At 71.3% G+C, this 20185-nt stretch carries 23 protein-coding genes; 3 read left to right on the plus strand and 20 right to left on the minus strand.

What is annotated here, in order from left to right; all coding sequences use genetic code 11:
* Positions 1–11: 11 nt before the first annotated feature.
* The 4 genes from IW245_RS24025 to IW245_RS24040 form a co-directional block, all read right to left on the minus strand.
* On the minus strand, positions 12–1013 hold the full coding sequence (locus IW245_RS24025) for a GNAT family N-acetyltransferase (protein ID WP_197005427.1): 1002 nt from the start codon (positions 1011–1013) through the stop codon (positions 12–14).
* 140 nt (positions 1014–1153) lie between these two features.
* Positions 1154–1777 (minus strand): nucleotidyltransferase domain-containing protein, encoded by a 624-nt coding sequence (locus IW245_RS24030; protein WP_197005428.1) that lies wholly within the window; start codon positions 1775–1777, stop codon positions 1154–1156.
* A gap of 86 nt (positions 1778–1863) precedes the next feature.
* A complete protein-coding gene (locus IW245_RS24035) occupies positions 1864–2826 on the minus strand; it encodes an electron transfer flavoprotein subunit alpha/FixB family protein (protein ID WP_197005429.1) in 963 nt (320 codons plus the stop codon).
* A 19-nt stretch (positions 2827–2845) separates the two neighbouring features.
* Entirely contained in the window at positions 2846–3637 is a 792-nt protein-coding gene (locus IW245_RS24040) for an electron transfer flavoprotein subunit beta/FixA family protein (RefSeq protein ID WP_197005430.1), read from the minus strand.
* 264 nt (positions 3638–3901) lie between these two features.
* On the opposite strand from IW245_RS24040, the gene IW245_RS24045 reads away from it, so the two are divergent.
* Positions 3902–4054 (plus strand): hypothetical protein, encoded by a 153-nt coding sequence (locus IW245_RS24045; RefSeq protein WP_197005431.1) that lies wholly within the window; start codon positions 3902–3904, stop codon positions 4052–4054.
* On the opposite strand, the gene IW245_RS24050 is transcribed toward IW245_RS24045, so the two are convergent.
* The 11 genes from IW245_RS24050 to IW245_RS24100 all read right to left on the minus strand — a co-directional run bounded on the left by IW245_RS24050 (position 4051) and on the right by IW245_RS24100 (position 14655).
* The gene (locus tag IW245_RS24050) at positions 4051–4863 is read right to left on the minus strand and encodes a GNAT family N-acetyltransferase (RefSeq protein WP_197005432.1); all 813 of its coding nucleotides are present in this window, start codon (positions 4861–4863) and stop codon (positions 4051–4053) included. The two genes, IW245_RS24045 and IW245_RS24050, sit on opposite strands and share 4 nt — an antisense overlap.
* 60 nt (positions 4864–4923) lie before the next feature.
* Positions 4924–6729, minus strand: a complete 1806-nt coding sequence (locus IW245_RS41750) for a M91 family zinc metallopeptidase (RefSeq protein ID WP_197005433.1) — start codon at positions 6727–6729, stop codon at positions 4924–4926.
* The gene (locus tag IW245_RS24060) at positions 6726–7049 is read right to left on the minus strand and encodes a hypothetical protein (protein WP_197005434.1); all 324 of its coding nucleotides are present in this window, start codon (positions 7047–7049) and stop codon (positions 6726–6728) included. The genes IW245_RS41750 and IW245_RS24060 overlap by 4 nt, the downstream gene beginning before the upstream one ends.
* An 80-nt stretch (positions 7050–7129) precedes the next feature.
* Positions 7130–7909 (minus strand): GNAT family N-acetyltransferase, encoded by a 780-nt coding sequence (locus IW245_RS24065; RefSeq protein WP_197005435.1) that lies wholly within the window; start codon positions 7907–7909, stop codon positions 7130–7132.
* Between the two features lie 111 nt (positions 7910–8020).
* Positions 8021–9040 (minus strand): ABC transporter ATP-binding protein, encoded by a 1020-nt coding sequence (locus IW245_RS24070; protein ID WP_197005436.1) that lies wholly within the window; start codon positions 9038–9040, stop codon positions 8021–8023.
* Positions 9037–9810, minus strand: a complete 774-nt coding sequence (locus IW245_RS24075) for an ABC transporter permease (RefSeq protein WP_197005437.1) — start codon at positions 9808–9810, stop codon at positions 9037–9039. The genes IW245_RS24070 and IW245_RS24075 overlap by 4 nt, the downstream gene beginning before the upstream one ends.
* Positions 9811–9871: 61 nt before the next feature.
* Complete coding sequence (locus IW245_RS24080; RefSeq protein WP_197005438.1) at positions 9872–10660, minus strand: ABC transporter permease; 789 nt, start codon at positions 10658–10660, stop codon at positions 9872–9874.
* Positions 10657–11799: an ABC transporter substrate-binding protein gene (locus IW245_RS24085; protein WP_197005439.1), complete on the minus strand. Its 1143-nt coding sequence runs from the start codon at positions 11797–11799 to the stop codon at positions 10657–10659. Before IW245_RS24085 ends, IW245_RS24080 begins: the two co-directional genes overlap by 4 nt.
* Positions 11800–11972: 173 nt before the next feature.
* Entirely contained in the window at positions 11973–12203 is a 231-nt protein-coding gene (locus IW245_RS24090; protein WP_197005440.1) for a hypothetical protein, read from the minus strand.
* Between the two features lies 1 nt (position 12204).
* Positions 12205–13833 carry an acetolactate synthase gene (locus IW245_RS24095; protein ID WP_197005441.1) on the minus strand — a complete coding sequence of 543 codons (1629 nt, stop codon included), beginning with the start codon at positions 13831–13833 and terminating at the stop codon, positions 12205–12207.
* Between the two features lie 45 nt (positions 13834–13878).
* Complete coding sequence (locus IW245_RS24100) at positions 13879–14655, minus strand: enoyl-CoA hydratase/isomerase family protein (protein WP_197005442.1); 777 nt, start codon at positions 14653–14655, stop codon at positions 13879–13881.
* 83 nt (positions 14656–14738) lie between these two features.
* Here IW245_RS24100 and IW245_RS24105 point away from each other — a divergent pair, with 83 nt between their 5' ends.
* Positions 14739–15539, plus strand: a complete 801-nt coding sequence (locus IW245_RS24105; RefSeq protein ID WP_197005443.1) for a DUF2785 domain-containing protein — start codon at positions 14739–14741, stop codon at positions 15537–15539.
* Between the two features lie 90 nt (positions 15540–15629).
* Here the strand turns inward: IW245_RS24105 and IW245_RS24110 are convergent, their stop codons facing one another.
* Together IW245_RS24110 and IW245_RS24115 are read right to left on the minus strand one after the other, a co-directional pair.
* Positions 15630–16640 carry an SIS domain-containing protein gene (locus tag IW245_RS24110; RefSeq protein ID WP_197008651.1) on the minus strand — a complete coding sequence of 337 codons (1011 nt, stop codon included), beginning with the start codon at positions 16638–16640 and terminating at the stop codon, positions 15630–15632.
* A 224-nt stretch (positions 16641–16864) separates the two neighbouring features.
* Complete coding sequence (locus tag IW245_RS24115) at positions 16865–18412, minus strand: MDR family MFS transporter (RefSeq protein ID WP_233472905.1); 1548 nt, start codon at positions 18410–18412, stop codon at positions 16865–16867.
* 108 nt (positions 18413–18520) lie between these two features.
* Between IW245_RS24115 and IW245_RS24120 the strand changes: the two genes are divergently transcribed.
* Entirely contained in the window at positions 18521–19060 is a 540-nt protein-coding gene (locus tag IW245_RS24120) for a TetR/AcrR family transcriptional regulator (RefSeq protein WP_197005444.1), read from the plus strand.
* 96 nt (positions 19061–19156) lie between these two features.
* Here the strand turns inward: IW245_RS24120 and IW245_RS24125 are convergent, their stop codons facing one another.
* The 3 genes from IW245_RS24125 to IW245_RS42715 form a co-directional block, all read right to left on the minus strand.
* Positions 19157–19666, minus strand: coding sequence for a GNAT family N-acetyltransferase (locus IW245_RS24125; RefSeq protein WP_197005445.1), 510 nt, complete (start codon positions 19664–19666; stop codon positions 19157–19159).
* Complete coding sequence (locus tag IW245_RS24130; protein ID WP_197005446.1) at positions 19666–19905, minus strand: biotin/lipoyl-binding carrier protein; 240 nt, start codon at positions 19903–19905, stop codon at positions 19666–19668. Before IW245_RS24130 ends, IW245_RS24125 begins: the two co-directional genes overlap by 1 nt.
* Before the next feature lie 163 nt (positions 19906–20068).
* A complete protein-coding gene (locus IW245_RS42715; RefSeq protein WP_372445311.1) occupies positions 20069–20143 on the minus strand; it encodes a 50S ribosomal protein bL37 in 75 nt (24 codons plus the stop codon).
* Positions 20144–20185: the final 42 nt, after the last annotated feature.

Below are 20185 nucleotides of genomic sequence, written 5' to 3' on the forward strand. Positions count from 1 at the left end.
TGCCGCCCAGCCTAGCGGGCGGCGGCCCTCCCCCGCGCGAGTCCCATTCTGGCCTCGACCACGGAGCCGCCGTACGCGAGTGTCGCGCCGTGCGCCACGAGGATCCGGCGCATCCTGACGTTGTCGGCGAGCAGACTCGCGCGGAGTTCCGCGAGGCCACGGTCGCGGGCGTCGGCGACGAGCATCCCGACGAGCGAGCGGCCCAGGCCGCGCTCCTGCCAGCCGTCCTCGACCAGCACCGCGAGCTCGGCGACCCCGGGCTCCGGCGTGTACGCCAGGTGCGCCAGCGCCACGGCCCGCTGCCCGGCCTGCACCAGGTACGTGGCCCCCCACGCCGGGTCGCAGAACGCCCGCCACATGTGGCCGGTGAGTTGCCGGCGGGCGACGAAGTACCGGGCGCGCCGGGTCTCCGCCGTGCACCGCCGGTGCAGGGCCTGCACCTCGGTCAGATCGTCGGGGTGCAGCAGCCGGACGGGCAGCCGGGTGCCGTCGGCGAGGGAAACGGTCTCCCGCGAGGCCGTGCCGTCGAGCAGCAGCAGCCGGACGAACGCCTCGGCCCTGGCCGCCTCGGTGAGGGTGAACGGCAGCCGCCGGGTGAGTCCGACGTGCCGGGCGGGCCCGATGGGGACGACCAGGTCGGCGTCCTCGCCGTCGGCGAGCCAGCGGGCCGCGTCTGCGCGGAGGAGTTCCATCAGCAGGTCCGGCAGGTTGCGCTGTTCGGCGCCGATCCGGCCGGCGAGCAGCAGGGCCCTGGTCGGCTCGTCGACCAGGTCGCGGCGGGTGGCGGGCACGGTGACGACGCCCCGGCCGCCGGCGATCCGCAGCGCGGTGCCGACGGCTTCCCCGGCCACGCCCGGCGGGGTCTCGACGATGAACTCGTCGACGACGCCGGCGGCGTCCACCTGCACGGTCAGGGTCAGGATGTTGCCGCCGACGTCGGCGAGCGCGCGGGACAGGGCCGCGAGCCGGCCGGGCCGGTCATCGACTTCAGTTCGGATCCGCCACAAGCTCACCCGCCCACCTCGCTGCGCTCGATGGGCGCGCGCGCCCGGGCTCCTGAGCTTCTGATTCGCTCGCTGCGCTCGCTCATGTCTTCACAATGCGGGCAAAGTGTTTCCGGCGCGCTACAGACGGGTGAGATCGCCGTTGCGGTTCACAACCGGGGCAGCCAGGCATGCTCCGGGTGCACCCGGTCGAGCCAGCCGGCGAGCCGGGCGCGGCGGTCGGGGCCGAGCAGCGGCAGTACCCCGTCGAAGTCTTTTTGATCTTTGTCCCGGACGTCGCGGGCCTTGAAGAGCAGCACCAGCTCGGGGATCAGGTAGGGGATCCCGTCGCCGCTCACAACGATGATCTCCGGGTACGGCAGCGTGATCGCCAGATCCCGCCGGCACACCCAGCGCTCTCCGTCGTGCGGTTCCCGGAACACGTCCAGGTGGAACAGCCCCGTGTCGGGATCGCTCAACCAGGTCTGGTGCAGCTCCTGGTGCCCGGCGAGCGCCTCGTAGTCGAAGAGCCTGCCGTCGCCGGGGATCTCCCAGGCATAGCCGGGCAGGGCCGCGTGGATCTCGGGGAAGGAGCCGCGCGGCACCGCGATCTCCAGGTCCTCGTGTTCGCGGGTCACCTCGCCCCGGAACAGGTCCAGCGCCCAACCGGCGGCCACGTACCAGGGCGCAGTCACCCCGGCGAGGCGGGCGGTCACCTCCGCCGGGGTCCAGCCGCGCCAACGCTCTTCGCATTCCTCATGACTGATCGGGGTACCGCCGTCGGGAAGGTCCATGCCCCATCCCTACCGCAGTCCGCCCCCGGACGAAACGCGATAAAGGCGGGGCCGCCCCCCAGGACGGCCCCGCCTTCACGTGTCCACTACGAGCGGCGCTTGCGGATCTCCTCGCCGGCCTGCGGGACGACCTTGTGCAGGTCGCCCACGATGCCGAAGTCGGCGAGCTCGAAGATCGGGGCCTCGGTGTCCTTGTTCACGGCCACGATGGTCTTCGAGGTCTGCATGCCGGCTCGGTGCTGGATCGCGCCGGAGATGCCCAGCGCGATGTACAGCTGCGGGGAGACCGTCTTGCCGGTCTGGCCCACCTGGAAGGCGTGCGGGTAGAAGCCCGAGTCGGTCGCGGCGCGCGAGGCGCCGACGGCCGCGCCGAGCAGGTCGGCGAAGTCCTCGACGACCTTGAAGTTCTCCGCGGAGCCCACGCCCCGGCCACCGGAGACGACGATCGACGCCTCGGTGAGCTCCGGGCGGGAACCCTTGGCCTCGATCTTGCGCTCCAGCACCTTGGCGCCCAGGGCGCTCGCGTCGACCGTCACGTCCACCGGGGTCAGCGTGCCGGCAGCCGGAGCCGCCGAAGGGGTGAGCGAGTTCGGCCGCAGGGTGACCAGCGGCAGACCCTTCGTCACCTGGGAGTCCACGATCGTCGAACCGGCGAACACCACCTGCTGGGCGGTGCCGTCGGCGGCCAGGCCGACCACGTCGGTGAGGATGCCGTTGTCCAGCTTGACCGCGAGGCGGGCGGCGATCTCCTTGCCCTCCTGGGTCGAGCCGATCAGCACGGCGGCCGGGTTGACCTCGCCGACGAGGCGGGCGAGGACCGTGGCCTTCGGGGCCACCAGGTGGCCGTCGATCTCGGCGCTCTCGGCGACGTAGACCTTCTCCGCGCCGTACTCGGCGAGCTTGGCGGCCAGCGCCTCGGCCGTGCCGGGCGCGCCGAGCACGACGGCCGACGGGGCGCCCAGGGTGCGGGCGAGCGTCAGCAGCTCGAGGGTGACCTTCTTGACGCCGGTCGCGGCCGAGCCGTCGACGACGACGAGTACCTCAGTCATCTTTTTCCTTCTCCCCGGCTCAGACGAACTTCTCGGCGGTCAGGTACGTCACCAGGTCGACGCCACCGTTGCCGGAGTCCTCGACCTTGGTGCCGCCCGTGCGCGCGGGCCGCTTGGTGCTCGACAGCACCTTGCTCGTCGCGCCGGCCAGACCGACCTCGTCGGCCCCGATGCCCAGGTCCGCCAGCGACAGGGTGGTCACGGGCTTCTTCTTGGCGGCCATGATGCCCTTGAACGACGGGTACCGCGGCTCGTTGATCGTGTCCCAGACGCTGACGATGGCCGGGCCGGCGGCCTGGACGACCTCGTACCCCTCGTCGGTCTGGCGCTCGGCGGTCAGGACCACGCCCTTCGCGGCGTCGACCGTGAGCTTGCGGGCCCCGGTCAGGGCCGGGATCCCGAGCCGCTCGGCGAGCATGTGCGGCATGAGCTGGGTACGACCGTCGGTCGACTCCGCGCCGCAGATGACCAGGTCGAACTCCAGGGTCTTCAGGGCGGCGGCAAGCACCTTCGACGTGCCGAGCGCGCACGAGCCGTGCAGCGCGTCGTCCACAACGTGCACCGCGGCGTCCGGGCCCATGGACAGGGCCTTGCGGATGGCCTCGGTGGCGCTGTCGGGGCCCATCGTCAGGAGGGTCACGTCGGACCCACCGTTCGCCTCGGCGATCTTCAGCGCCTCTTCGATGGCGTATTCATCCATCTCGTTGATGACGTTGCTCGCCGACGCGCGGTCGACGGTGGCGTCGTCAGCGCGCAAATTGCGCTCGGAGCCGGAATCCGGCACCTGCTTCACAAGTACGACAATCTTCATCGCCGGACACGACCTCCTGCTGAACGAGCGTTAAGCTCCGGTATGACGTGAGCCTGTCGCGCAGAGCGATTCGGGTCAACCCGCGCCGCTGTGTGCTTGGCCACCGCCCATGTTACTAGCCAGTAGCTAGCAGTCTAGTAGATGTCTTGTGGATCTCACTCTGCCAGGCAGTTCGGCCAGGCATGATGTGGGTGACGCAAACTACACGATAGTGGCGTCACATCCCTCCTCCGCGCACGTCTTGAGCCCAGGAGGTGTCCAGCGATGACAAAACAGCCGAACGTCGCGCCCGAACCCACCGAGGAGCACCACCCGCAACCGCCCCCCGACGATCATCTGTGCACGTGCGGCAAGCTCCGCGAGGAGTGCCTGCGCGACCGGCTGCGGGACATGTTCACGATCCCGCCGACGAACTAGACCGGCCGGCGCAGTTCCACGTCGACGCCGACCACCCGGCCGCCGAGCCCCGTGAACAGGGCGTTCGAGCCGGTGTTGGTGGCGTCGACCTCACAGGCGACCTCAGGCACGCCCCGGGCGCGCAGTGCTCGGAAGGCCGCGCCGACCAGGGCCTTCGCCAGACCCTCCCTCCGATACCCGGGAAGCACGCCGACCATGCCGAGCCGGGGCACCGGGCGCGGCCCGTTCCAGACCCGCACGAGGCCGACGAGGTCCCCGTCAGCCACGGCGACCAGGTAGGTCTCCGGGTCGAAGAACGGGGAGTCCCAGGTCTCCTCGCGGAACCACACCGGATCCGGTTGCCAGCCCTCCGAGCCCGGCACGTCCTCGCGCAGCGCGCAGTCCAGCGCCATCAGCTCGATACCGACCGCCGCAGCGCTGACCAGGGTGACGCCGGCCGGCACCGGGGCGTCGAACTCCGACACCGGCACCAGGTAGCGCTGCTCGCGCCGCTCCGCCACGAACCCCAGCCCCTCGAACAGCGGGGCGTCGTCGGCCGCGGCCGTCACGTACACCTCGCCGGGGACCGTGGCCGCCAACGGGGCGTGGGCGTCGGGGCGGGTCGGGCCGAAGTACAACGTGTGCCGGCCGTCGGGGCGCAGCCACGGGTTCAGGATCCCGACGACGTCGTCGCCGTCCCAGGCGAGCCAGGTGTCGCGCTCCTCGCTGTGGTACTCCTCGATCTGGGCGCGCAGCTCCGCGACCGGATCGCCTGTCCACGCGGCGAGCGCGGCGTACTCGCCATCGAACCTCGTCACCCTCAACGTCATGCGCCGGAGGCTAACGGGCCGCGACCGGCCCGGCCACCCGTTTAGCCCGAGGGCGGCGCGTCAGTAGTGGGTCCGCTCCGGGAGGCCCAGCTCGCGGCGGAGCCCGTTCTCGGTGAGGTCGTCGGGATGCCCCGGGTACGACTGGTCCGGGGTCTCCGGGTCGCCGTCGTGGTCGACGGGCAACCCGACCGCCTCCCGCTCGTCGTTCGGCGCGCCCGGGTTGTCCGGCCCGTCGTACTCCCCCGGCGCCGACGTGTGGTGCGAGAAGTCGTAGACGTGCGCCAGCTCGTGGAACAACACCGTGACCGGCCGGCCGCCCTGTCCGGCGCCGTTGTCGGCCGGGTTGTAGCTGATCCGGTACGCCTGGCCGCCGTTCCACAGTGACCGGTGCCGGGCGTACCCGTTGGGGTCGGTGGTCTCGCGGATCGTCAACTCGTCACCCTGGTACGCGAGGCCGCCGAGAACCGGCCAGTCCGCGGCTATCGCCCTCGTGCCGTCGTGCGCTCGGTCCACCGCGTCGAGCATCTCCCGGCCACCGGGCGAGCCGGCGAGCATGTCCAGGTCGGCCCGCACCCGGGCCACGAACTCCGGCGAACCCTCCACCCTGATCGTGTCGCCCGGACGCCCCTTGATCTCGACGGTCACGGTCCGCTCCGCGTCGACCCGGTCACCGGACTGGCGGAACACCACATCGGAGCCCGTGCCACCGGATCCGGAGTCGGCGCCCCGGCCGCCGTAGAGCGTGTCGTCGTCCGAGCCGCCGCGCAGGGCGTCGTCGCCGTCGCCGCCGGACAGCACATCCCGGCCCGCGCCGCCATCGAGCCGGTCGTCGCCGGACGCGCCCTCCAGGTAGTCGGCGCCGGACTGGCCGTGCACGTCGTCGGCGCCGGCCATGCCGTAGAGCACGTCGTCGCCCGAGCCGCCGGTGACCGTGTCGTCGCCGGACCCGGCGTCCACGTAGTCGTCGCCCGAGCCGGCGGAGATCCGGTCGGCGCCGGCCCCGCCGTACACCCGGTCGTCGCCGGGGCCGCCGAGCAGCCGCGCGCCGTCGTCGCCACCGTGCAGGACGTCGTCGCCGTCGCCGCCGAGCAGGGTCACCCGCAGCCGGGTACCGCGGGGCACGCTGATGTCGTCCCGGCCCCCGCCGGCGCGGATCACCAGGTCCGTACCCCCGAAGATCTGGTGTTCGACGCCGTCGACCACGAGGAACCGCGCACCGGTCGCCGGGTCGACCCGCACGGACACCGTGTCGTCGCCGGGGCCGGTGTTCACGATCAGGGTGCCGTCCACCAGGAGGAACACCGGGTCGGCCGGCTCGGCCCCCAGCGCGAACGGCTCGGCGGAGCCCGCCCACATGTCGTCGATCGCGCGCAGCGGACCCCGCAGCCGCTCCAGCGCGATCAGTTGGCTGGACAGCGTCACGTCCAGGTCGGTGCGGATGTCGCTGGCGGCCTGGATCTCGGCGATCACCACCTCCGTCTGGGACCGGTCCCCGATCGTCAGGGTGACCAGGTCGTCGGCGAACGTCGCGCCGACCCGCGCCGCGAGCCGCGCCCGGCTGTCGTCCAACGCGTGCTGCGCGGTGCCGAGCGCGCAGGCCGCCGCGTCCAGGGCGTCGGCCGCCGTGCCGAAGTGGCCGCCCACCGCCTCGACGTCCGCCGTGATCCGCCGGCGGTGCGCGTCGTAGGTGTCGGCGGTGGTCCCCGCCCACTCGGCGGCGAACACCCGGGCCGTGGCCGCGTGGACGCCCTCGGCCGCGGCGTGCGCGCTGGTGCCGAACGCGCGCAGTACGGCGGCGGCGGACCGCAGCCGGGCCGGGTCCGCCCCGAGCCGCCAGATGTTGGAGACGGTCTCGACCTCGCTCACCGGGGCCCCTGCCGGGTCGCCATCCGCCCTGCGGCGTCCTCGTCCGCCCGCTGGTAGGCCGCCGCGACCAGCAGCAACCTGTCGTAGTCGGACTCCAGCGCCTGGCAGAGCTGGTCGACCGGCGCTGCGGCCTCCTCGGCCACCACGGCCCAGGATCCGGCCAGGTCACGGCCACCCCGGCTGTTCCCGAAGGCCCCGACCGGCACGGCCATGGCCGGTTGAGCGGCATGCAGCGCGTCGGCCAGTCCGGTGGCCGCGGCGTCGAACGCCGAGGCCAGCCGGACGAGCTCCGGCACGTCCGCCCTTACCTCATCCGCCATGCCCCCAAGCTAGTGGACATGCGCAACCCTCTATACCTCAACGGCAGCAGGCCGGCGGCTCCCGGCTCGGCCACGGAAGGCTACGGCCGCCAGATGTAGGGCGTCGTCCTCGTCACAGCAGTCAGCCCGAGCCGCTCCAGGATCGGCCGGGAGTCCTCGGAGGCGTCGACCTGGAGATACTCGTACCCGCGGCCGAGGGCCAACCGGGCCCGGTACGCGACGAGCGCCCGGTAGATCCCCTTGCGCCGCCACTCCGTCAGGGTGGCCCCGCCCCACAGCGAGGCGAAGCTGCGCGCCCCGAACCGGATCCACGCCGCCGACACGACGACCCCGTCGGCCTCGGCGACGACGATGGTCAGCCCGGCAGGGTTCGCGGCGATCTCACCGAGCAGGCCCTCGACCAGGTCGCCGCGGTCGACGCCCCAGACCGCCTCCTCCATGGTGACGATCCGGGCCAGGTCGGCGGGCGAGGTCACCTCGCGCAGGGTCACGCCGGCCGGCGGGTCGCACTCGACGGCCAGGGGTCCGACCCGGCCGACGACCACCGTCTCGGGGTCCTCCGCCTCGAAGCCGGCGGCGAGCAGCCGGTCGGGCAGGTCGGCCGGCAGGTCGTGGGCGTAGGTCTTCCACTCGAACCGTTCGCCCCGGGCGGCGAAGAAGTCCCGCTGCCGGGCGATGAACGCGTCGAGGTCGGCGCCGTCGAGTCCGCCGAGGTCGCGGTGGTACCCGATGAAGCCGCCCCCCGGCAGCGCCGACACCCGCCAGATCGGGCCGTCCTTCTCGCAGATCGCCCCGACGGGCAGGTCATCGGGCTCGTGGCCCCGCATCTCGGCGTCGAACGCCGTCAACATGTCAGTCATCCCCCGCACCCAAGCACGCCCCGCACGGCCCCCGCCACCGGATTAGCGGAACTCCGGGCCAGGCGGCCCCGACCCGCCGCGCGGGAGGCGACACCTCCCGCGCGGATCCGGTCAGGCGGCCAGCATCGGCACGTCGGCCAGCAGCGCCACCCGCACCCTGACCCCGGGCACCAGCCCACCGGCCAGCGGGCTGGGCACGTCCGCGACGATCTCCTGGCCGCCGGGCAGCGTCAACGCCAGCCGGGTCAGGGCGCCGTGGAACGTCCGGGCCGCGATCAGCACCTCACCGGTCTCGTCGGCGACGACGGTCAACGCCTCGGGCCGGACCAGGATCTCCGTGTCGCCGTCGCCGGCGAGGTCCCGGGTCGAGCCGAACACCTCGACGGCCGCCGGGGACACCCGGCGCGCGGGCAGCCGGTTGGTGGTGCCCACGAACTCGGCCACGAACGCCGTGGCCGGCCGGTGGTAGAGCTCGTCGGGGCTGGCGAGCTGCTCGACCTTGCCGGCGCGCAGGACGGCGACCCGGTCGGCGATCGACAGCGCCTCGCTCTGGTCGTGGGTGACGAACAGGGTCGTGGTGCCCAGCCGCTGCTGGATCCGGCGGATCTCGTCGCGCAGCTGGGTGCGGACCTGCGCGTCGAGGGCGGACAGCGGCTCGTCGAGGAGCAGCACCCGGGGCTCGATGGCCAGGGCGCGGGCCAGGGCGACCCGCTGCTGCTGCCCGCCGGACAACTGGTGCGGGAACGCCTTCGCCTTGTCGCCGAGGCCGACGAGTTCGAGCAGCTCGGTGGCCTTCGCGCGCCGGGCGGCCGGGGCCACCTTGCGGACCCGCAGCCCGAAGGCGACGTTCTCCAGCGCGTTGAGGTTGGGGAACAGGCTGAACGCCTGGAACACCATGCCCATGTCCCGCTTCGCGGCCGGTACCCGGGTGATGTCGGCATCGCCGACCAGCACCGATCCGGAGTCGACGGTCTCGAAGCCGGCGAGGACGCGCAGGGCCGTGGTCTTGCCGCAGCCGGACGGCCCGAGGAGCGCGACCAGTTCGCCGGGCGCGATGGCCAGGTCAAGCCCGTCGAGCGCGGCGACGTCCCCGAAGCTGCGGCGCAAACCGCTCATGGTTACGGCGGTCATGCCTTCTTCTCTTTTCGGTCCAGTGCGGAGACGGACAGCAGCAGCAGCCAGGTGAACACCAGGCTGGCGAGGCTGACCGCGACGGAGAGCTTGCCGTCCGAGCCGCCGATCTTGACCAGCCAGACCGGGATGGTCTCGAACAGCAGGACGCTGGCCACGGTGAACTCGCCGAGCACCAGGGCCAGGGTGAGGAACGCCGCGCCGAGCAGCCCGGACCGCAACTGCGGCAGAACGACCCGACCGAGGACGGTCGCCCACGAGGCGCCCAGGCCCCGGGCCGCGTCGACCAGGGTGCGCAGGTCGCCGCCCCGCACGCCCGCGTCAAGGCTGCGGTAGGCGAACGGGAGGGCCAGGACGGCGTACACGATGACGAGCACCCACGGCAGTTCCGGGTCCTGGATGGACACCAGGAAGTCGCCGACCGGGGTGCCGGCCAGTTCCTCCGGGCCCATGCCCAGCAGGCTGCGGACGCCCACCACGAGCGCGATCGGCGGCACGGCCAGCGGGAGGAGGGACAGGTTCTCCACCAGTGGGCGCAGCCTCGGCAGCTTGAGGTGCACGACGAGCAGGGCCGGGATGACGACGATCAGGACGACGAGGACCGTGAGCACGGCCAGGGTCATCGAGCGGCGGAGCGCGTCGGTGAACCCGTCGGCGGAGACGATCTCGCCGTAGACGTTCGTGCCGTCCTGGACGGTGAACGCGAAGGAGGCCACGAGGGGGACGATGAAGTACAGCCCGACGAGGAGGAGAGCGAACCGGCGGATCACCGCAGCCACCTCGACGTCCGGTCGGTGCAGGAACTGGGACTCAGGCCGATCATCATGCCGTTCACCGCAGCCACCTCGACGTCCGACGCTGCAGGAGCCAGTACCCGATCATCATCACGCCGACGATGATCAGCATGTCGAGGGCCAGGGCCGCGCCGATCCCCTCGCCGCCGACCAGCACGTTGCCGCTGAGCACGTCGGCGATCTGCAGGGTGATCAGGGGCACGGAGCCGCCGACCAGGGCCGCCGCGGTCGCGTAGGCGCTGAACGCCCCGCAGAACAGCAGCAGCGCGCCCGCGCCGACGGGCGGGGCCAGCACCGGGGCGCCGATGTGCCGCCAGTAGTGCCAGCGCGAGCCGCCGAGGCTGGCCGCGGCCTCGCCCCACTGCGGCTTGACCGCGTCCAGGGCGGGAAGAACGACCAACACCATGAGGGGTACCAGGAAGTAGAGGTAGACCACGGACAGTCCGACCATGTTGTACAGCGAGAACCCGGTGTCGGCGAGCCCGAGCACCTTGGTCACGATGCCCGCGTTGCCGATCGTGGCCATGAACGCGAAGGCCAGCGGCACGCCGCCGAAGTTGGCGAGCACCCCCGACGCCGTGGTGACCACCTTGCGGAGCACCCCGGGCTTGCTCTTCACCACCGCCTGGGCGATGAGCGTGCCGAGAACGGCACCGAGCACCGCCGTGACCAGGGACAGCTTGAGGCTGCCGGCCAGGGCGATGCCGTATGCCCCACCGACGGTGTCGCCGAGGCTGGTCGCCCCGGTCGCCAACACGGCGACAGGAGCGACCAGACCGATCCCGACGAGCACTACGAAGGGGACGAGCGCGAACCACTTGCTCAAGAGGTGATCGCCTTCGCCCAGTTGTCGGCGAGCACCTTCTTCACGGCCGTGATCTGGTCCGGGGTCGGGAACTTAACGTCGCCCTCGACCTTCGGCAGCTTGGCGACCAGGTCGGCCTTCGCGGTGTTGGCGGCCGTCATCTTCGGCAGCCGGACCGGGCGGGCGTAGCCCTTCAGCCACAGGTTCTGGCCCTCGTCGGAGTAGAGGAACTCCTCCCACAGGCGCGCGGCGGCCGGGTGCGGGGCGGACTTGCTGATCGCCTGGTTGTAGTAGTTCGCGTACTTGCCGTCCGACGGCACCGCGACCTTCCAGTCGATGCCCTTGTCCTTGAACTTGTCGGCGTACCCGGCGTTCAGGTAGTCCCAGTCGATCGAGATCGGGGTCTCGCCCTTCTCGATCGTGGCCGGGGTCGACTCGACGGGCAGGAAGTTGCCGGCCTGCTTGAGCTTGGCGAACCAGTCGATGCCCGGCTGGATGTTGTCGAAGCTGCCGCCGTTGGCCAGGGCCGCGGCGTACACGCCGGCGAAGGCCGAGCCGGACTTGGTCGGGTTGCCGTTCAGGGCGACCTTGCCCTTGTACTCCGGCTTCAGCAGGTCAGCGAACGAGGTCGGGCAGACCGCGATCTTCTTGGCGTCACAGCCGATGGAGACGAAGCCGCCGTAGTCGTTGTAGGCCTTGCCGTCGGCGTCCTTCTGGTTCGCCGGGATCTCGTCCCACTTGGCGACCTTGTAGGGGGCGAACAGGTCCTCCTTGGCGCCGGACAGCGCGAAGGCGCTACCGAGGTCCAGCACGTCGGGGGCACGGTCCTGGCCCTTGAGGCTCTTGACGGCGTTGATCTCGTCGGAGGAGGAACCGTCCGGGTTGGCCTCGTCGAGCTTGATCCCGTACTTGTCCGAGAACGCCTTGAGGATCTCGCCGTAGTTCGCCCAGTCGTGGGGCAGCGTGATGACGTTGAGCTGCCCCTCCTTCTTGGCAGCCGCGATGAGCGCGTCCATGCCGCCCAGGTCGGCCGCGCTCTTCGCCTCGGCGGCACTGGTCGTCGCAGCCGCCTTCTCCTTGGCCTTCGACGACGAGCCACAACCGGCGAGGCCCGCAACCGCCACCATGGCGGCCACGCTCACCACTAGAACACGCTTCACTGCTTGCTCCTAAGCCTGGAATCAATGCCCCGTCAGAGTGGGCAGCATGGATGTCTGAGAGGTGAACACGACGTGAGTGCCGCTCGAACCCTGCGGGCCCGGGTGGCGACAGTCGGCTGAGCGGTGACCAAAGCCACTGCTCAGCAGGGTGAGGTGTTGATAAAAGTAGTGGTCTAGACCACTTCATCCACTTGATGCACCGCGCGCAGCGACAGAGGCCGCCCCGCCGTCTCGATCTCGGTCCTGGTCAGCGCCATCAGATCCCGGGACGCGCGCCAGCCGGCCGGCCCGCCCTCGTACCGCTCCGCACGGGACCTGGCGGTCACGATCCAGGACAGTCCGCGCCACCGCAGCCCGACGTGCCAGTACCGCAGGCAGCCGTCCACCGTCGTGAAAACCTCCATGTCACGCCAGATTCGACGACCGCGGGTACGCGTCCGCCGGGTCGGTCAGCACGTTGACCAGGTACGGCACCCCGGACGCGAACGCCCGGTTCAGCGCGCCGGACAGGTCCCCGGCCTTCGCCACGGTCTCCCCCGCCCCGCCCAGGCCGCGCACCACGTCGTCGTAGCGCAGGCCCGGCTGGAGATCAGCGGCCACGTCGTAGCCGTAGAGCTGGTGCATCGGGTGCTTCTCCAGCCCCCAGATGCCGTTGTTGCCGACGACGATGACCACAGGGAGATTCTGCCGGACCAACGATTCGACGTCCATCAGTGAGAACCCGGCGGCCCCGTCGCCCATCAGCACACAGATCTGCCGGTCGGGGTAGGTGTACCGCGCCCCCATCGCGTACCCCATCCCGGTGCCCAGGCAGCCGTATGGCCCCGGGTCCAGCCAGCACCCGGGGGTGGCCGGTTCGAGGTAGCGGCCGGCGTAGGACACGAAGTCGCCGCCGTCGCCGATGGTCACGGCGTCGCGGGCGAGCACCTTGCGCAGTTCCCCGTACACCCGGCTGGGCCTGATCAGGTCGCCGTCGGCCTCGAGGGCCACCTGGTCGTCCTCGCGGGCGGAGTCCTCGATCTCGCGGAGCTGCTCGATCCAGTCGTCGTGGTCGGCGCGGTGGCCCGCGTAGTCGGCCAGCGCCGTGAGCACCGCGCGCAGGTCGCCGGCCGGGGACACCTCGGGCTCGATGTGCGTGGCGCGCTGCGCCGGGTCGTCGACGATGTGCACGAGGGTGGCCGCGCCGAAGTCGCCGAAGTTGAGCCGGAAGTCCAGGGCCGTGCCGACGACGGCGACGACGTCCGCGTCGGACAACGCTGCCCGCCGGCTCTTGGAGAACGCCAGCTCGTGCTCCGGCGGCAGCGAGCCCCGTCCCATCCCGTTGGTGTAGACCGGCACCCGCAGGTTTTCCGCCGCGGCGCGCAGGGCGCCGACCGCGTCCCCGGTGTACACGTCGGACCCGGCGATGATCGCCGGTCGTTCCGCGCCGGCCAGCAGCGCCGCGGCCCGGGCGACGTCGTCCGGGTCGGCCTCGACGACCGGGGGCGCGAACATCCGGGGCAGGACGACGGGGGCCTCGGGGTGGCCGTAGAGCACCTCGAGCGGGAAGTCCAGGAACGCCGGTCCCTTGTGGCCGGTGATGGCCGCCATCGCCGCCCCGTACACGTCGCCGACGATGTCCTCGGTGTCCAGCACCGTCGCGGCGTGCTTGGTGACCGGGGCCAGCAGGGGCACGTGGTCGAGCTCCTGCAGGCTGCCGGCGCCCCAGCGCCACGACGGGGCCCTGCCGCCGAACACCAGGACCGGCGAGCCGTTGAACTGGGCGGTGGTGACCGCCGAGACCCCGTTGGTGACGCCGGGGCCGGCCGTCAGCGCCGCGCACGCCGGGCGGCGCTGGAGCTTGGCGACGGCCTCGGCGGCGAACACCGCGGACTGTTCGTGCCGGACGTCGAGGATGCGCAGGCCGGCGCGCCGAGCCGCGTCGTACAACGGAAAGATGTGTCCGCCGGACAACGTGAACAGCTCGTTGACGCCGAAGCCGCGCAGAGCCGCCAGGGCGAGATCGCCGCCGTGGCCCCCGATCGTCTCAGTCATCCCCGAACCTTACCGGGGAGTAGATAGGGTGTCAGCCCCCGAAAACTACCGCCCGGTGAACTTCGCGGCACGCTTCTCGACGAACGCGGCCATGCCCTCCGTCTTGTCGTCCGTGGCGAACAGCCCGGCGAACAGCTGGCTCTCCCAGGCCAGGCCCGTGGCGAGGTCCACGTCGAGACCGCCGTCGATGGCCTGCTTGGCGGCCTTCAGCGCCTGCGCCGGCCCCTCTGCGAACTTCTCCACCAGCTCGTTGGCCGCCGTGAACACGTCGGCGGCCGGTACGACCCGGTCGACGAGCCCGATCCGGTACGCCTCCTCGGCGTCCACCATCCGGCCCGAGAAGATCAGGTCCTTGGCGCGCGCCGGCCCGACGAGCCGGGCGAGCCGCTGGGTGCCGCCGGCCCCGGGGATGATGCCCAGCAGGATCTCCGGCTGGCCGAGCTTCGCGTCGTCGGCCGCCACCCGCCAGTCACACGCCAGGGCCAGCTCGCAGCCGCCGCCCAGCGCGTACCCGGTGATCGCGGCGACCACGGGCTTGGGGATCCGGGCCACGGCGTCGAACGCGCTGGACAGGTCGCGGGCGCGGGCGCTCATCGCCACGTACCCCATGTCGGCCATCTCCTTGATGTCCGCGCCGGCCGCGAAGACCTTCTCGCCGCCGTAGACGATGACGGCCCGGACGTCGTCGCGCGCGGTGGCCTCGTGGGCGGCCGCGCGCAGCTCCTCCTGGACCTGCATGTTCAGCGCGTTCATCTTCGGCCGATCCAGACGGATCACCGCGATGCCACTCTTACCGGTCTCCAGCTTGACGAACTCACCCATGACCGACCTCCACTGCCGACGACCCTGTCGGGGCCCAGACTAAAGGAGAGGCGCGCGGCGGCGCGGAAGGCTATCGTGCGCGCGTGACGAACTGGCAGGAAGTTCTGGACAACGACTACGCCATCCCCACCGACCGGCCGCTGTCCGAGCTGATCGACGAGCTCGTTGAGCTGCTGAGATCCCCGGATCCACACGTCCGCGACGTCCTGTCCTACGACATCCTCACCGAGTGGGTCGAGCATCTCGACGAGCCGGCCCGCGTCGCGCTCGGCGACACGATGGCCACCCGGATGACCGACGACCCCGAGATCCAGGCCCGCACGTTCGCGCCGCTGATCCTGGACTGCGTGGTGTCGGAGGGCACGTTCCGGCCGGAGTGGCTCGACGCCTTCATCAAGTGGTACCCGTCGGAGTCCGATCTTCGCGGGCACCACCCGGAGCTGGGCTGGCTGCACGCCGTGGCGCACGGCGCGGACCTGCTGGGCGCGTTCGGCCGGAGCACGGCCGTGGACGTGGACGACCTGGTCACCCTGCTCGACGTCGGCATCGACCGGCTGCTGGCCCCCACGGCGCACGTGTTCGACGCGCAGGAGGACGACCGGCTCGCCTACGCGCTGGCCATCGTGCTCACCCGGCCGGAGCTGACCGAGGACGAGGCGGTCGACTGGCTGGAGCCGTGCCGGGAGGCGTTCTCCGTCCGGCTGCGCACCGGGCCCAGCGCGCAGGTGTCGAACACGATGCGCACGCTGCGGATGCTGTACATGTTCGCCGACCGGGGGGTGCACCTCGACGGCGAGACCGCGCCGGTGGCGATCCCGCACGCGCGGGCGGTGAAGAAGGCCCTCGGCGCGGTGCTACGGATGACGTTCTCCCGGATGGGCTGACGCCCGGTGAGCTCCGTCGGGGCGGGCCGGAGGTCGGAGCCCGCGCCCGCCCCGACGGCACAAACCTGAGGGCTTTTTCTGGTACCGGCGCTACAGCGTCTCGGTGACCTTCTTCAACCCGCGCGGCGCGTCGGGATCCTCGCCCCTGGCCAGCGCCAGCGACAGCACGAGCTGCTGCAACGGCAGGATGTCCAACAGCGGCGCGTACTTCTCGTCCACGGCCGGCGTCCCGATCGTCATGCCGGCCCCGATGGTCACCACGTCGGCCCGGCGCTCGCCGAGCTTGGCCAGCACCTCCCGCATGGACTCCCCGCCCGGCCCCGAGCCGGCGACGGCGAGCACCGGCACGTCCGGGTCCGTCATCGCCAGCGGCCCGTGCAGCAGGTCGGCGCCCGAGAACGCCAGCCCGGCGATGTAGGACGTCTCCATCAACTTCAGGGCGGTCTCCCGGGCCGTCGGGTACGCGTACCCCCGGCCCGTCGTCACGATCCGGTCGGCGAACCGGTAGCGGGGCGCGAGCTCGGCGGCCGTCGGGTCGGCGAGCAGCTTCTCGGCGAGCCCCGGGATCCGCTCCAGCTCGGCGCGCTCGTCGGCGGGCAGCTCCCCGCCGGCCTTCACGCCCTCGATGAGCATGAGCAACGCGAACAGCTCCGCCGTGTACGTCTTCGTCGCCGCCACCGCGCGCTCGTGCCCGGCGAGCACGTCCACGTGCAGCTCGGCGGCGGCGGCCAGCGGCGAGGCGGCGTTGTTGGTGACGGCGAGGGTGTGCGCACCCTGCTCGCGGGCGACCCGCACGACCTCGACCAGGTCGGGCGATCCGCCGCTCTGGGACACGCCGACGACCAGGGCGTCGGCGAACCGCGGCCGCGCCCCGAACAGCGTGACGGCGCTCGGCGACACCAGCCCGACGGGAATCCCGAGCTGGATCTCCGTGAGGTACGCCGCGTACAGCGCGGCGTGGTCGGAGGTGCCGCGCGCGGTGAACAGCACGAACTTGGGCTGCCACTCGGCGATCTGGGCCGCGACCCGCGCGATCGCGCCGGCGCCCTCGTCCAGCAGCCGGGCGTATCCGGCGGGCTGCTCGGCGATGTCGGTGGCCATGCCGACCCCGGCCTGATGTGCGGTCACTGCACCCTCCTCCATGACGTTTCTCTGCGAACAGCATGCTCGAAAATGCTCGGGAAGTCCAGTCACCAAGCTTAAACGCGCAAGGTTCGCGCGCGTTTCGCGCACGCATCCGCAGCGAGGCGCTACTTTTGTCATCATTCGCACACAGGAAAGCGCCCGCCATCACCGATGGCGGGCGCTCGGACGAGCAGCGGGGACTAGGCCTCCACCAGCTCCTTCTCCGGCTCCTCCGGCGCGCCGGGCGCCCTGCGCCGCAGCGGCACGTGCTGGATGAACAGCCCCAGCACCGTCGCCAGGCCCGTGAACAGCACGCCCCAGCCGAACACCGTCGCGGTGGCGTCCGCCACGGCCTGGCCGAACATCGTCTTGGCCTCGATCGGCAACTTCGCCAGATCCGCGGCGCTCATCCGCGCCCCGCTCCTGGCCAGCCGGTCCGCGACGTCGACCGGCAGCCCCGACAGCCCGGTACGCAGCGTGTGCGTGAAGATCGCGCCGAAGATGGACACGCCGAACGCGCCGCCGATCGACCGGAAGAACATCGAGGTGCTGCTCGCCACGCCCATGTCCTTCGGGCCGACGCTGTTCTGGGCGATCATGCCGACGATCTGCATGAGCAGGCCCATCCCGACACCGAGCACGACCATGTACAGCGACGTCATCACCTTCGAGGTGTCCACGTCGATCGTGGCGAGCGCCAGCATGCCGCCCGTCATCACCGCGGCCCCGGCGAACGGGAACCACCGGTACTTTCCGGTCTTCGCGATCAGCTGGCCGGCGATCATGGACGCCGCCATCATGCCGACCATCAGCGGCAGCAGGAGCAGCCCGGAACTGGTGGCCGACGAGTGCTGCACGAGCTGCAGGAACAGCGGCAGGAACACGATCGCGCCGAACATGCCGAAGCTCTGGAAGAAGCCGATCGCCGCGACGAGCGAGAAGTTCCGGTTGGCGAACAGGTTCAGCGGCAGGACCGGCTCGCTGGCCCGCGTCTCGACCCAGAGGAACAGGCCGAGCCCGATGCCGGCGGCCACCGCCAGGCCGATGATCTGCGGGGACCCCCAGGCGTACTCGGTGCCGGCCCACGTGGTGAGCAGCACCAGCGCCGTGGCCACCCCGGACAGCAGCGCGATGCCCAGGTAGTCGATCCGGTGGCTGACGGTGTTCCGCGGCGTGTGCAGCTTGGCGAGGATCATGACCAGCGCGATCGCGCCGAGCGGCACGTTGACGTAGAAGCACCAGCGCCAGGAGATGTGGTCGGTGAAGAAGCCGCCGACCAGCGGGCCGCCGACCATGGCCAGGGCCATCACCGCCGCGGAGTAGCCCTGGTACTTGCCCCGGTCGCGCGGGGCCACCAGGTCGCCGACGATGGCGAGCACGCCGACCATCAGGCCGCCGGCACCCAGGCCCTGCAGCGCGCGGAACACGATCAGCTGGGTCATGTCCTGCGCCAGCCCGGACAGCGCCGAGCCGGTGAGGAAGATCAGGATCGCGGTGATGAACAGCCGCTTGCGGCCGTAGAGGTCGCCCAGCTTGCCGTACAGCGGGGTGGTGATCGTCGAGGCGACGATGTAGCTCGTGGCGACCCAGGCGAAGTGCTGCATCCCGCCGAGGTCCGTGACGATGGTCGGCATCGCGGTGCCGACGATCGTGTTGTCCAGCATGGCCAGCAGCATGACCAGGAGCAGTCCTGGCAGCACCGCGAGGATGGCTCTACGCTCCGCCGTCGGGGACTCCGTCTGTGTCACCATGTTCTCCGTTACGTCTGGCCGCTTACTTGCCGGCCGGCTAGTAGACTGAGGCGAAGATACCCCGCCTACTTGCCGGCCGGCAAGTAGGTTGACGAGAGGTGTGAAGTGGATACCCGTGAACGGATCATGGTCGAGGCACTCGACCTGTTCGCCGAGCGTGGCTACGGGGAGACGTCACTGCGGGAGATCGCCGAGAGGATCGGCATCACCAAGGCCGCCGTCTACTACCACTTCAAGACGAAGGACGACATCCTCAACGGACTGCTCGACACGATGGGTCAGCAGATCGACGAGATCATCGCCTGGGGCCAGACCCAGCCGCGCACGGCGGAGACCCGCCAGGAGGTGGCCCGGCGGTACGCGGCCCGGATCCGCGAGGGCGCGAAGGTGATGCGGTTCCTGCACGAAAACCAGACGGCGCTGCGCGGCATCGACGCCGGGGCCCGGTTCCGCGAGCGGATGGGCCGGCTACACGACCTGTTCGTCGGGCCGGACCCGGACCTGGCCGAGCGGCTGCGGGGGCTCGCGGCGATCATGACGATGCACGCGGGCTGGATGCTGCGCGAGGAGCACGCGACCAGCGACGACCAGATGGCCGACACCATCCTGGAAGTCGCACTGGAACTGGTCAACGGCAAGCCCTGACCGGGCCCGGCGGCCCCTGTCGCGCCCGCGCCATCCGCCGCGGCCAGATCCGGCCGCTGGCGCGTGGCCCGCACGGAATCGTCGTCCGAACCCGGTTCAGCGCGCCAGGCCGGCCAGCTCCAACCGCCAGGCGTCCAGCGTCACGCCGGTGACCGGCGACCAGTCCAGCTCCGGCGTGCGGACGAAACCCATCTTCGTGTACAGCCGCCGCGCCGGCAGCGCCACCGACTCGTCGCGGGTGCACAGCACCATGGCCGTGCAGCCCAACCCGACGGCCCGGTCCAGGCAGGCGCGAACCAGCGCCTCGCCCACCCCCCGGCCCTGGGCGGCGCGGTCCACGGCCAGCATCCGGAACTCGGCCTCGCCGGGGCGGGTCAGTTCGGCGTAGCGCTGGCCGTGCACGCAGAACGTGACAGCGCCGAGCACCGTGTCGTCGTCGTCCACCGCGACGAGCAGGTCCGCGCCGGCAGCGCGCCCGGCGGCGTCGGCGAGCGCCAGCTCGTACCCGCTGCCGTCGCCGGACACCTGCCCGCCGTGCACGTACGCCGCGACGGTGATCGCGCCGATCGCCGTCATGTCCGCGGGCCCAGCGAGCCGGACCCTCATTACTCGATGACCGCCAGCAGATCGCCTTCCTGCACGACGTCACCCATCGACTTGGCGTCGTCGGGGTCGCCGCCGTTGACCGCGATCTTCGTGACGGTGCCGTCCTCCTCCGCGATCACCGGGATCTCCATCTTCATGGACTCCAGGATCATCAGGGTGTCGCCGTCCTCGACCGTGTCGCCCTCCTTGACAAGGACCCTCCACACGTTCGCGACCATCTCGGCACGGACCTCGGTCATCGTCGAACCTCCTCATTGAGTGGGCTACCGCGCGTATCCAATCATGCGGAACGCCCCAGGGGTGGCGCACCCCACCCTGTTACCGGTGGGAAACAACGAAAAGACCGGCCCATCAGGCCGGTCTTTTCTGCGTGGTGCTGTAGTCGTGCGGTGCGCCCAGTGACTAGGCGTTGGGACGACGACCGTGGTTGGCCTTGCTGTTCTTGCGGCTGCGCTTCTTGCGGGCCTTCTTACCCATGATCATCTCTCCCTGCGTGTACTGCACCGAATCCCTACGAGC

The sequence above is a fragment of the Longispora fulva genome, from assembly GCF_015751905.1.
Taxonomy (GTDB): Bacteria; Actinomycetota; Actinomycetes; order Mycobacteriales; family Micromonosporaceae; genus Longispora; species Longispora fulva.